Annotated in this window: 13 protein-coding genes and 1 tRNA gene; 2 read left to right on the top strand and 12 right to left on the bottom strand. The window is 44.0% G+C overall.

Annotated elements, in window-relative coordinates; genetic code table 11:
* Window positions 1–126: 126 nt before the first annotated feature.
* The 4 genes from clpX to DN730_RS15785 all read right to left on the bottom strand — a co-directional run bounded on the left by clpX (window position 127) and on the right by DN730_RS15785 (window position 3,655).
* Window positions 127–1,410 carry an ATP-dependent protease ATP-binding subunit ClpX gene (gene clpX / locus DN730_RS15770; RefSeq protein WP_115469113.1) on the bottom strand — a complete coding sequence of 428 codons (1,284 nt, stop codon included), beginning with the start codon at window positions 1,408–1,410 and terminating at the stop codon, window positions 127–129.
* 18 nt (window positions 1,411–1,428) lie between these two features.
* Complete coding sequence (gene clpP, locus DN730_RS15775) at window positions 1,429–2,061, bottom strand: ATP-dependent Clp endopeptidase proteolytic subunit ClpP (RefSeq protein ID WP_115469114.1); 633 nt, start codon at window positions 2,059–2,061, stop codon at window positions 1,429–1,431.
* A 73-nt stretch (window positions 2,062–2,134) separates the two neighbouring features.
* Window positions 2,135–3,469, bottom strand: a complete 1,335-nt coding sequence (gene tig, locus DN730_RS15780) for a trigger factor (protein WP_115469115.1) — start codon at window positions 3,467–3,469, stop codon at window positions 2,135–2,137.
* A 109-nt stretch (window positions 3,470–3,578) separates the two neighbouring features.
* Window positions 3,579–3,655 (bottom strand) — tRNA-Arg (locus DN730_RS15785).
* A gap of 338 nt (window positions 3,656–3,993) precedes the next feature.
* Between DN730_RS15785 and DN730_RS15790 the strand changes: the two genes are divergently transcribed.
* Together DN730_RS15790 and DN730_RS15795 are read left to right on the top strand one after the other, a co-directional pair.
* Complete coding sequence (locus DN730_RS15790; RefSeq protein ID WP_115469116.1) at window positions 3,994–4,845, top strand: YihY family inner membrane protein; 852 nt, start codon at window positions 3,994–3,996, stop codon at window positions 4,843–4,845.
* 32 nt (window positions 4,846–4,877) lie between these two features.
* Window positions 4,878–5,426, top strand: a complete 549-nt coding sequence (locus tag DN730_RS15795) for a hypoxanthine-guanine phosphoribosyltransferase (RefSeq protein ID WP_115469117.1) — start codon at window positions 4,878–4,880, stop codon at window positions 5,424–5,426.
* Between the two features lie 71 nt (window positions 5,427–5,497).
* Here the strand turns inward: DN730_RS15795 and sthA are convergent, their stop codons facing one another.
* The 8 genes from sthA to DN730_RS15835 all read right to left on the bottom strand — a co-directional run bounded on the left by sthA (window position 5,498) and on the right by DN730_RS15835 (window position 12,779).
* On the bottom strand, window positions 5,498–6,892 hold the full coding sequence (gene sthA / locus DN730_RS15800) for a Si-specific NAD(P)(+) transhydrogenase (protein WP_115469118.1): 1,395 nt from the start codon (window positions 6,890–6,892) through the stop codon (window positions 5,498–5,500).
* A gap of 17 nt (window positions 6,893–6,909) precedes the next feature.
* Window positions 6,910–7,143: a (Na+)-NQR maturation NqrM gene (gene nqrM, locus DN730_RS15805; RefSeq protein WP_115469119.1), complete on the bottom strand. Its 234-nt coding sequence runs from the start codon at window positions 7,141–7,143 to the stop codon at window positions 6,910–6,912.
* A 19-nt stretch (window positions 7,144–7,162) separates the two neighbouring features.
* Window positions 7,163–8,179: an FAD:protein FMN transferase gene (locus DN730_RS15810; RefSeq protein WP_115469161.1), complete on the bottom strand. Its 1,017-nt coding sequence runs from the start codon at window positions 8,177–8,179 to the stop codon at window positions 7,163–7,165.
* A 70-nt stretch (window positions 8,180–8,249) separates the two neighbouring features.
* A complete protein-coding gene (gene nqrF / locus DN730_RS15815) occupies window positions 8,250–9,476 on the bottom strand; it encodes an NADH:ubiquinone reductase (Na(+)-transporting) subunit F (protein ID WP_115469120.1) in 1,227 nt (408 codons plus the stop codon).
* Window positions 9,477–9,518: 42 nt separating this feature from the next.
* Window positions 9,519–10,127, bottom strand: a complete 609-nt coding sequence (nqrE, locus tag DN730_RS15820; RefSeq protein ID WP_115469121.1) for an NADH:ubiquinone reductase (Na(+)-transporting) subunit E — start codon at window positions 10,125–10,127, stop codon at window positions 9,519–9,521.
* Complete coding sequence (locus DN730_RS15825; protein ID WP_115469122.1) at window positions 10,128–10,790, bottom strand: NADH:ubiquinone reductase (Na(+)-transporting) subunit D; 663 nt, start codon at window positions 10,788–10,790, stop codon at window positions 10,128–10,130.
* A 2-nt stretch (window positions 10,791–10,792) separates the two neighbouring features.
* A complete protein-coding gene (locus tag DN730_RS15830; protein ID WP_115469123.1) occupies window positions 10,793–11,590 on the bottom strand; it encodes a Na(+)-translocating NADH-quinone reductase subunit C in 798 nt (265 codons plus the stop codon).
* Complete coding sequence (locus DN730_RS15835) at window positions 11,583–12,779, bottom strand: NADH:ubiquinone reductase (Na(+)-transporting) subunit B (RefSeq protein ID WP_115469124.1); 1,197 nt, start codon at window positions 12,777–12,779, stop codon at window positions 11,583–11,585. The genes DN730_RS15830 and DN730_RS15835 overlap by 8 nt, the downstream gene beginning before the upstream one ends.
* Window positions 12,780–12,781: the final 2 nt, after the last annotated feature.

Below are 12,781 nucleotides of genomic sequence, written 5' to 3' on the forward strand. Positions count from 1 at the left end.
TAAATTAGAGATAGGGTCGCGACGACAAAAATACAAGCGCGTATAGACAGTTTAATGGGAATTAATAAAAAGAAAGGGAAAGTCTACCGAGCGATCTATGTCGTTCGGTAGACTATCGAACATTTACTAGCCGTTTGAGCCATCTTTAAGCTCTTTTTCAAGAACCATCAATGGCGCTGAATCACCTCGGATGGAAGGTCCATCCATAACCACTTTAGCAACGTCAGTGCGATTTGGTAAATCGTACATGCAATCTAATAGTGACGATTCTAAAATGCTTCGCAGACCCCGAGCCCCTGTCTTACGTTCTAAGGCCAGATGGGCGGCCTCTCGAAGGGAATCTTCGGTAAACTCAAGCTCAACGCCCTCAAGCTCAAACAGATGCTGATATTGCTTTGTTAACGCATTTTTAGGTTGGCTTAAGATCGTCATTAACGCTTCTTCATCAAGCTCTGACAACGTCGCCACAACCGGCAAACGACCAACAAACTCAGGAATCAGACCAAATTTGACTAAATCTTCTGTTTCAACTTGGTGCACGGATTCAGAGAAAGATTTACCTTCGTCCTTACTCTTCACAGTTGCACTGAAACCAATACTACTTTTCTCGGTACGATCGCTAATGACTCGCTCCAATCCTGCAAATGCGCCACCGCAAATGAATAGTATGTTTGACGTATCAACTTGAACGAATTCTTGCTGCGGATGCTTACGTCCTCCTTGAGGAGGCACAGATGCAACCGTACCCTCTATAAGCTTCAACAGCGCTTGCTGCACGCCCTCACCTGATACATCTCGAGTGATCGAAGGATTGTCGGACTTACGAGATATCTTATCAATTTCGTCAATATAGACGATTCCGCGCTGCGCTTTATCAACATCGTAATCACAATTCTGTAGTAATTTTTGAATGATGTTTTCGACATCTTCACCGACATAACCAGCCTCAGTTAACGTCGTCGCATCTGCAATAGTGAAAGGTACATCTAGCACTCGTGCAAGCGTCTGAGCGAGAAGCGTTTTACCGCTACCAGTAGGACCAATTAGCAGAATATTACTCTTACCAAGCTCTATCTCTCGGTTAGCGGTACCCTGATGGCGCAAACGCTTGTAATGATTATAGACTGCTACCGCTAACACTTTCTTAGCTCGGTCCTGACCTATAACATAATCGTCTAACGCAGCAGCTAATTTAGCAGGTGTAGGCAACTCATCACTTTTTTCTGGCTCGCCTTCTCCCTGTAACAATTCTTGTGTGATGATATTGTTGCATAAATCAACACACTCATTACAAATGTAGACCGACGGTCCAGCAATTAGCTTCTTAACTTCATCTTGGCTCTTTCCGCAAAAAGAGCAGTACAGCAACCTGTCAGAGTGGTCACCTCGGCTGTATTTATCATCAGACATTCACGTCCACCCTTAAATTTATACTTCGCGTTTCTCTAAGATATCGTCTATCAAGCCGTAATCTTTAGCGGCTTGAGGGCTCATGAAATTGTCACGATCCGTATCCTGAGCTACTTTGTCTATTGGTTGCCCAGTATGATGAGCAATAATTTCGTTCAATCGATTCTTAATACCTAGAATCTCTCGTGTATGTATCTCTATATCAGAGGCTTGCCCCTGATAGCCGCCTAACGGCTGATGTATCATCACGCGCGAGTTGGGCAAACAATACCGTTTACCCTCCGCGCCAGCAGTCAATAACAATGCACCCATGCTCGCTGCTTGACCAATACACATAGTACTAACGTCTGGCTTAATAAACTGCATTGTGTCGTATATCGACATACCTGCTGTCACCGACCCACCAGGTGAGTTAATGTACAGGTGGATATCTTTATCTGGGTTCTCTGACTCTAAAAACAAGAGCTGAGCAACGACTAAGTTTGCCATATGATCTTCCACTTGACCCACTAAGAAAATCACACGTTCCTTCAATAGGCGAGAGTAAATATCAAAAGAGCGCTCACCGCGAGCAGTTTGCTCAATCACCATCGGTACAAGGCCATTACTAGTAATCGCGACAGGGCCAGTTGTAGGGGTCATCAAATTCATATCCTATTCCTTAAAAACAAAAGGGCCGGTATAACTTTCGCTATACCGGCCCCGTGAGAATTATAAGCTTAGCTTATGCTTCTTCACTCTCTTCTGCGTTTGCAGCAGGAGCGTCTGGCTTAATAGCGTCTTCGTAACTTAACGTTACTTCAGTAATCTTCGCGCTTTCAAGCAGTTTATCAACAACTTGCTCTTCAAGTACAGCAGATTGAACTTGAGCTAACTGCTCTTTGTTATTCAAGTAGTACTCAACAACTTGCTGTGGTTCTTGGTATGCCTGAGCCATTTCTTCTAAGAACGCACGAACTCTGTCATCTTCTACTTTCAATTCGTTCGTTTGGATCACTTCTGAAATCAAAAGACCCAATTTTGCACGCTTAGTCGCTTCTTCAGAAAACAACTCAGCCGGCAACTGAGACGCGTCAAAACCTTCCGCCCCACCGAACTGCTGTGCTGCTTGTTTACGAAGACCATCTACTTCCTGATCAACCAAAGCAGAAGGTACTTCTACTGGGTTAAGCGCAACCAATTGATCAAACAAAGAGTTTTTCAATTTTGCTTTAACCGCTTGATTAAGCTCACGCTCCATGTTTTTTTGAACTTCAGTACGAAGACCAGCAAGCGTTGCGTCTTCCATACCAAACTTACCAGCAAACTCATCATTCAGCTCTGGAAGCTCTTGCTCTTCGACTGCATGAGCAGTGATTTTAAATGTCGCTTCTTTACCAGCCAAATGCTCAGCTTGATATTCTTCAGGGAAGTTGACAGTAATTGTACGTTCTTCACCCGCTTTAATACCTTCTACGCCTGACTCAAAACCTGGAATCATAGTATTAGAGCCAATCACCAACTTATGACCTTGAGCCGCACCACCTTCAAATGCCTCATCACCTAGGAAGCCTTCGAAGTCGATGGTCACTTGATCGCCGTCTTTCGCTTCGCGGTCAACTGAGACCCAATCGGCATTTTGCTTACGAAGCGTTTCAAGCATCGTGTCAACATCAGCTTCAGTCACTTCTGAAATAACACGTTTTACTTCAATTCCTGAAGCATCAGCCAACTCGATGGTTGGGTAAACTTCTACCTTAGCAACAAACTCAAGGTCAGCGCCTTCAGCAATGTTTTTTGGTTCGATTGAAGGCATCCCTGCTGGCTGAATCGACTCAGCTTGAATTGCTTCAACGTATGCATCACGCATGATCTGCTCTACAGCTTCCATACGGATACCTGGACCAAAACGCTTTTTAACAACGCTTACGGGCACCTTGCCTTTACGGAAACCATCAATACGAACAGTCTTAGCTGTTTTAGCTACTTCTGAGCTAACTTTTTCATCGATACGTGCAGCAGGAACGCTAATAGTAAGAACGCGTTCAATTGGAGACGTTGTCTCTACAGAAACTTGCATAAAACTTCCTCTTGGGAACGTGCTTCATTTGTTGACGCCGCCGCGACGAATCACGACTTACTTTAAAACTCAGCCAACAAGACTAAAAATTAATATGTAATAAAGTAGGTGGCGCGCCTGAAGGGATTCGAACCCCTGACCGTCCGCTTAGAAGGCGGATGCTCTATCCGACTGAGCTACAGGCGCAAACTCTTCATCACAATTTGTGACGCGCTATTATAGGGAAGGAATAATAATCGTCAACTGATAGGAATAAAAAAGCCCAGCAAAGCTGGGCTAAAAAGATATTGTGTGACAAAACGTCACTAAGAACTGAGAATGGCGCTAGATATCTAGTCACTCATCAGTACAAATATCACAAAAGGAACGAGATAAATAATAGCCCACTCAATACTATTTCGCAACATTAAAGGGCCTAATTCCCCATGCTTGCACTATTTATGTGCGGAGACCGTTTTTCTTACACAATAGAACATCTTTGCAATCTCTTATAGACTAAAAGCATCGCTAAATTGGAGTAGCCCATGCACATGAAAAGTGCCCCAAAAGTCGCCTTACAAACACTTCAGCTCATCAAGCTTGTCTGGCTTCGCGCTAAAAGACATTCGGTATCACTCCGAGCTGCACACCTCACACTTGCATCATTACTTGCCGCTGTCCCAATTATTACAATTGTATTTGGAATTTTAAGACTTACGCCAGCCATGGTAGAAATGCAGGACGCATTCGTACAGTTCGTCGAGCAACACCTAGCGCCCGGCAGTAGTGATACGGTTATCCCGTATCTATTGTCTTTTTCAGAGCAGGCTAAAAACCTACCTGCGGCAGGTATCGCTACTTTAATTTTAACCGCACTACTATTACTGAATAGCTTCGAAGGGTCAGTACAAGCCATTTGGCGAGTAAAAAGAAAAAGAAAAATCCGCGAGCGCCTTTTAATCTATTGGGCAATACTTACTTTAGGCCCTTTATTGCTAGCAGTAGTAATGAGTTTGTATGGAACAATACTATCGTATGAACTTAAAGGTGTTGAACTTCCGAGTGTTCTATCAAGCATTTTTGGCTTTGGTAGTTATATCATCTACTTTTTACTGATTTTTACGATCAACTTTCTCGTACCGAATGCTGAAGTCACACTCAAACTCACTGCGATCAGTGCATTTTTTGGCGGACTAGGCATCAGTGTTTTAAATGTCATTTTTGGCAACTTCGCAAACTTCTTTGCTAATTATCAAGTGGTATACGGTACATTTGCGGCCCTCCCTATTTTTCTCATATGGCTGCAGTCTACTTGGTTGATAATCCTATTATCAGTCAGCCTTAACGCGACGCTGCATAAATTGAATCGCAAAGATCAAAACCATGAGTTAGAATGAACGGTCAAACTTCTTAGAAATACACAAACAACATGCATAATATCGACGAACTAAACGCTATTTTTAGCGATTCAGATTGCTTAATAACCGAAGCAGAGTTAAACGCAGCCATTGACAATATGGCCGCTGACATCTCCGAAGATCTCTCTGACAAACTTCCTATCGTAGTTTGTGTGATGAATGGAGGACTACTCCCGACTGCTGCATTACTGAAACGCCTTCAATTTCCGTTGGAGCTAGATTATGTTCATGCTAGCCGCTATGGCATGGAAACATCGGGCAATTCCCTGCAATGGACAAAGTTTCCACAATCAGATTTTAGCGACCGAAATGTACTGATTGTTGATGACATTTTCGACCAAGGACACACCCTTGAAGCGATCATAAAATGGTTTGAAACAAGTGGTGCAAAGAACGTTTACTCCGCTACCATTATCAACAAAGTACACGATAGAAAAGTAACTATGCGCCCTGACTATAACGGTTTAGACGTGGAGGATCGCTTTCTATTTGGCTTCGGTATGGACTATCAAGGATATTTTCGCAACTTGCAGGGCATATACGCTATAAAAGAGCAATAGCGCCGTCCTGCGACCATAAAAGTGACACAAAAAAGGCGCCTACAGCGCCTTTTTCAATTCGACCGGCTTGATTAAAAAACTCGATTGAAGCCATTTAGTGCGGCAACTCGATAGGCCTCAGCCATCGTCGGGTAGTTAAAGGTCGTATTCAAGAAATACTTGAGCGTATTAAGCTCGCCAGGCTGTTTCATGATCGCTTGACCGATATGAACAATCTCAGACGCTTGGTCACCAAAGCAATGAATACCAAGTATTTCCAAACTTTCACGGTGGAATAATATCTTTAACATCCCTACCGCTTCTCCAGTAATTTGAGCGCGAGCTGTGTTCTTGAAGAAGGCCCGACCAACCTCATAAGGCACTTTCTCTGCTGTAAGCTCAGCTTCAGTTTTACCGACAGAAGAAATTTCAGGAATCGTGTAAATACCAGTCGGAACTTCAGAAATGAAATGCCCACCCTCTAATCCAAGCATATTTGCAGCGACAGAACGACCTTGGTCATAGGCAGCGCTAGCAAGGCTAGGCCAACCAATGACATCACCCGCAGCATAAACATTTTCAACAGCAGTCTGGTAAGTATCATTAACCGCAAGCTGTCCACGTGAGTTTGTCTCTAGACCTATATTTTCCAAACCTAGACTACTCGTGTTACCAGAACGACCATTACAAAATAATAAGGCATCTGCGCGAAGCTTTTTGCCCGACATCGTCTGCATGACTACGCCCCGATCATTCGTCTCAACAGATTCGAATGTTTCGTTATGACGAATCAAGATTCCTCCATCACGTAGGTGATAGCTTAAAGCATCTGTAATTTCGTCATCTAAAAAGCTAAGAAGCTTTTTAGCTGGATTAATTAGTTCTACCCTTACCCCTAAGCCACAAAATATTGACGCATACTCACAACCAATCACTCCTGCACCGTAAATAATGAGTGACCTTGGAGTATGGCTTAGAGTTAGGATGCTATCAGAGCAGTAAATTCTAGGGTGAGTAAAATCAATATTTGCTGGCCTATAAGGACTAGAACCCGTAGCAATTACCACTTTATCGGTAACAATCTCTTCTGGTCCCTTCTCATAGGTATTCACTTCAATCGTATTGGCATCTTTAAACCGACCCAAGCCAAAATAAACGTCTATTCTATTACGCGCATAGTACTCTGTACGACCCAACACCTGCTTATCAATTACTCTATTAGCGCGCTCTAACACCTTGGGAAATGAGAACCAACGCGGTTCACCAATGTCTCGGAACATCGGGTTAGTATTAAAAGCGATAATCTCCTTCACAGCGTGACGCAAAGCCTTAGAGGGAATAGTCCCCAGATGCGTACAACTACCGCCAACACGGGGGCTTGCCTCAATCACCGCAACTCGTTTGCCTGCCTTAGCAGCATTCATAGCTGCCCCTTCGCCAGCAGGGCCTGTGCCAAGTACTACGACGTCATAATGCCTAGTCGTCATAAGTTATTTATCCTCGTTCATTTAGTTGCGTCATAATATTGATCGTCTGATGCGGCATTGGCTTGCGCTCGCTTTGTTTCTTTTTCACATTTACCTTTGTCGCCGCCGCAAATATCACAAGCGACTTCCATGCCAAGAGCACTCATTCCACCACAAGAACCAGATATTGGTTTACGGCCCATCAATACACCGACCGCCATGGCAGTAACCACCACGATCATACAAACAAAAACTACTAATAAAGTTGTCATAATAAACTCCCCTCACCGCCTAGTTTTCAACGTAAGGAGCAAATGCACTAGAGTACTGCTCCTTAAAGCCAAAATCTTCTTTCACCAACATGTAAGCGGCAATATCATTGTCTTCAGCAAATTCCAAGCCCTGCTCAGGCCCAAGAACTGTGATCGCTGTTGCTAACCCATCTGCACGGGTCGTATTCGAATCCACAACTGTTACAGAGACCAACCGATGCGTTATAGGCTTCCCAGTTGTTGGATCAATTGTATGTGAATAACGAACACCATTTTTCTCAAAATAATTCCGGTAGTCTCCTGATGTTGCTATTGCTACATTGTCCGCTTCTATAATCCGTTGTGCAATATTATGTCCACCCGCTGGAGCTTCGACACCAATATGCCACTTTTTACCATCCAACTTGAAACCTGAAACCCGAATTTCACCACCCACTTCTACTAGAAAATCAGTTACGCCGGAAGCCGTGAGAGTTCGGGCCACCTCATCAACACCAAACCCTTTAGCAATCGAGGATAAGTCAACATAAACATCAGTCGCTTTCGATAACTCCCGATCTTCAAGAGATATATGCTGAAAGCCAACTTTATTCTTTGCCTCTTCTATATCGGCCTCGCTCGGCACCGTGTCCTTATGCTCCCCTGGACCAAACCCCCAAAGATTTACAAGTGGACCGACTGTAACATCGTATTTACCGTCCGTAATCTTACTCAGCTCCAATGCTTCACCCAAAACATAAGCCATTTCATCCGTAACCCTTACAGAGGAGCCTGCTGGCAGTTTATTAAACAGTGACAACTCAGAGTTTGGGTCATAAGTCGACATAAGCTTATTTACGTGAATCAATGTCTCGTCAACATCTGCCTTAAGGGACTCACGATCAGGAGAACTGGCGTTTGTAACATACTTAACCGTATAGGTAGTACCCATGGTGGGGCCAGAGAAACTAACAAGCTCAGGGGAAAAAGAAACGGCTTTAAAAAGAATCGTGACCAAAATAACGGCCACTAAAAGGAGCAAAAACTTATTTCTCATAGAAACCTGCTGACGCATTTAGGTAGGAAAACAAAGACCCACATGATGTGGGTCTTTGGTTTAATCTATACTAGCCACCAAAGTCATCAAGAAGAATATTCTCTTTCTCGACACCTAGGTCTTCCAGCATTTTTATAACAGACTGGTTCATCATCGGAGGCCCACACATGTAGAACTCACAATCTTCAGGCGCAGGATGATCTTTCAGATAATTTTCATACAAGACATTGTGAATAAAGCCTGTCTTACCTTCCCAGTTATCTTCTGGCTGAGGATCTGAAAGTGCCAAATGCCACTCAAAGTTTTCATTCTCTTCTTCTAGCTTATCGTACTCTTCAGAGTAAAAAGCTTCACGTAAGCTACGAGCACCGTACCAAAAAGAAATCTTACGCTTGGAATTTAAGCGCTTAAGTTGATCAAAGATATGTGATCGCATTGGTGCCATACCTGCACCACCGCCTACAAAGACCATTTCAGCATCAGTATCCTTGGCGAAAAACTCCCCGAAAGGTCCGTATACCTTAATCTTGTCACCTGGCTTCAAGCTAAACACATATGAGGACATTTGACCCGGAGGAACATCATCTTTACCCGGAGGTGGAGAAGCAATACGAATGTTGAATTTAACAACACCCTTTTCTTCTGGGTAGTTCGCCATTGAGTAGGCACGAATAATTGGCTCATCAACTTTAGAAACAAATTTCCAAAGATTAAAGTGATCCCAATCACCGCGATACTCTTCCTGAATATCGAAGTCTTTGTAATTCACCGTATGAGCAGGGGCTTCTAACTGGACATAACCACCCGCTCGGAAATCAACATTCTCACCTTCAGGTAAGCGCAGAGTTAATTCTTTGATGAAAGTAGCTACATTAGGATTGGATTCAACAGTACAATCCCAAGCTTTAACACCAAAGACCTCTTCTGGAACTTCCACATCCATGTCTTGCTTAACAGACACCTGACAAGAAAGGCGATACCCTTCTTTTTCTTCTCTGCGATTAAAATGAGATTGCTCAGTTGATAGCATAGAGCCACCACCTGTCAAAACCTTACATTTACATTGCGCGCAAGTACCACCACCACCACATGCTGATGATAAGAAAATACCGCTATTTGCCAGCGTTTGCAGGAGCTTTCCACCTGCCGGCGCTGTGACCTCTTTTTCACCATTAATACGGATTGTTACATCACCACTACTTACTAGGCGAGCACGGGCGAACAATATAATCGCCACCAATGCCAGCACAATAGCAGTAAACATCACAACACCTAGAATAATTGTATCTAAGTCCATGCTAGTTTAACCTTTTATCTTGGTTGTCTAACTGTGCAGCTACTAAAGCTGCACACCAGAAAATGACATAAAGCCTAAGCTCATCAAACCTACAGTGATGAACGTGATGCCCAGACCACGCAATCCTGCTGGCACATCTGAGTATTTTAGCTTTTCACGGATACCTGCAAGCGCAGCAATCGCTAATGCCCAACCGACACCAGCACCCACACCGTAAACCACACTCTCTCCGAAGTTGTAGTCACGCTCCACCATGAACAGTGATGCACCCATAATGGCACAGTTCACTGTAATCAAAGGCAAAAATACACCTAAAGCAGCGTATAACGCAGGCATATACTTATCTAAAGTCATTTCCAAAATCTGAACCAACGCAGCAATTACGCCAATATAGCTCAGCAAGCCCAAGAAACTTAGATCAACATTCGGTAAACCGGCCCAATCTAAGGCACCTTCTTTAAGAAGATTCTGATAAAGCAAGTTGTTGACTGGAACCGTAATCGCCAAAACAACAACAACAGCAATCCCTAGACCAATCGCGGTCTCTACTTTCTTGGACAATGCCAAGAAAGTACACATGCCTAGGAAAAAGGCCAATGCCATGTTTTCAACGAAAACAGCTTTAATGAATAGGCTAATAAAGTGTTCCATTTAGAGTGCCTCCTGAGAACGAGAGTTCGCCACAATTTTAAACTCTGGCTCTTCAACTTGCTCTTTCTTGTACGCGCGCAACGCCCAGATAACTAAACCAATCACGAAGAATGCACTAGGAGGAAGCAACATCAAACCATTAGGCTGGTACCAGCCACCATTTTGGACAGTTTCAAATACTGGGTAACCAAACAATTTACCTGCACCCAATAGCTCACGGAAGAAGGCCACAACGATCAACATTGCACTGTACCCCAAACCATTACCGATACCGTCAAGGAAACTCATACCTGGACCGTTTTTCATTGCAAAGGCTTCAGCACGACCCATTACGATACAGTTCGTAATAATCAAACCGACAAATACTGAAAGCTGCTTACTAATTTCAAAGGCAAACGCTTTTAGTACTTGGTCCACTACAATCACAAGAGAAGCGATGATAATCATTTGTACAATGATACGAATGCTGCTTGGGATATAGTTACGAATAATCGCAATAAAAAAGTTAGAAAATGCCGTTACTGCGATAACAGCCATCGACATTACCAGACTTACTTGCAAACTACTGGTTACAGCCAACGCAGAACAGATACCTAAGATCTGAAGTGCGATTGGGTTATTTGCTAAAATGGGCCCAAATAGAACCTTTTTTACATCAGACATGATTACACTCCTTCGCTACGTAGCTCAGCAAGGAAAGGACCAAACCCTTCGCTACCCAACCAGTATTGAACTAGATTCGTCACACCGCGGCTTGTCAAAGTCGCACCGGAAAGACCATCTATCTGATGATCTGCTTGAGGGCTGTTAGGATCAACCGAGCCCTTAACAAGGCCAATTACTGCTTTACCTTCTTCGTTGTAAACTTCTTTGCCTTCCCACAACGCTTTCCAGTTCGGGTTGTCAACTTCACCACCTAGCCCAGGGGTTTCACCTTGCTGGTAGAAGCCGAAGCCCACAACCGTAGAGTAATCGTTTTCCAATGCCATAAAGCCATACATCGTTGACCAAAGGCCGTAACCATGAACAGGAAGGATGATACGAGCTTTAGCATCTTCATCTTTCACGATGTAAACCGTAGCAAACTTCGCTCGACGTTTAATACCTGCAGGATCATTACCACCCTTCAAAGATGTCGATAAAGCTGGATCTTTTGCAGCAGCCTGTTGAACGTACGAATCAACATTAACGCCTGCTTCTTTAAGCTCAGCCTCTGTCGCAAAGCGACCAGTATTAAGATTCACAAGACGCTTTTCAACGGTCGCGAATACTTCATCAACACTTTCACCTGGCTGAAGCATTTGCGCAGCAGCGAGGATGTTACGTTTACGATCTAAGTCTCGGTTTTCTTGTTGAATAGGCTTAAGCCCTACAGCCGCACCTGCAACAAAAACAGAACACACCAAACACAGCGCAACGGCAACAATGATGGTTCTTTGGATGCTATCATTATTACTAGACATTACGAGCAATCCTCCGTTTGATGTTTGCTTGCACGACAAAGTGGTCAATAAACGGGGCAAACAGGTTAGCGAATAAAATTGCTAACATCATCCCTTCTGGGTATGCAGGGTTTACCACACGAATCAACACAACCATGACACCAATTAGTGCACCGTAGAACCACTTACCACGATTCGTCATTGATGCAGATACAGGGTCAGTCGCCATGTACATCATGCCGAATGCAAAACCACCCATAACCAAATGCCAGTACCAAGGTGTTGAAAACATTGGGTTGGTATCAGAGCCAATTGAATTAAACAGCAAGGATGTGGCCACCATGCCTAACATAACGCCAGCCACAATTCGCCATGCGGCAATACGCATAATCAATAACGCACCACCACCAATCAAAATCGCCAGTGTGGATGTTTCACCCATTGACCCTTGAACAAAACCAAAGAACGCATCTGTCCAAGACGCAGTAATTCCGGCTGTGCCATCTGCTGCAGCTTGGCTCAGCATCGTCGCACCGGAAAACCCATCGACCGCAGTCCAAACACCATCACCAGACATTGAAGCTGGGTACGCGAAGAATAGAAACGCACGGCCTGCTAGCGCTGGGTTTAGGAAGTTTTTACCTGTACCGCCAAAAACCTCTTTACCTAGCACCACACCAAAAGTGATACCTAAAGCGACCTGCCATAAAGGGATAGTGGGTGGAAGAGACAGAGAAAACAAAATAGAAGTAACAAAGAAGCCTTCGTTGACCTCGTGCTTACGCACAGCGGCAAACAACACTTCCCAGAAGCCACCCACTACAAAGACTGTCAAATAGACAGGTAGAAAGTGTAACGCCCCGTAGATCATATTGTCCCATACACTGCTAGCGTCATAGCCTGACAATGCACCAATAACTCCCTGGCGCCACGTATCTGCTGGGGCAACACCCATCACATCCATCGCGGTGTTAGCTTGGAAGCCAATGTTATACATCCCAAAGAACATAGCTGGGAACGTACACATCCAAACTAAAATCATGATCCGCTTCATGTCAACCGCATCTCGAACGTGCGAGCCGCCTTTTGTAACATGATTTGGACGATAAAAGATGGTATCTACCGCTTCGTAAAGCGCATACCACTTTTCATATTTACCGCCTGAGTGAAATTCAGGCTCCATTTTATCGAGAATATTTCTAAGACCCATGG

The sequence above is a fragment of the Marinomonas piezotolerans genome, from assembly GCF_003362755.1.
Lineage (GTDB): Bacteria > Pseudomonadota > Gammaproteobacteria > Pseudomonadales > Marinomonadaceae > Marinomonas > Marinomonas piezotolerans.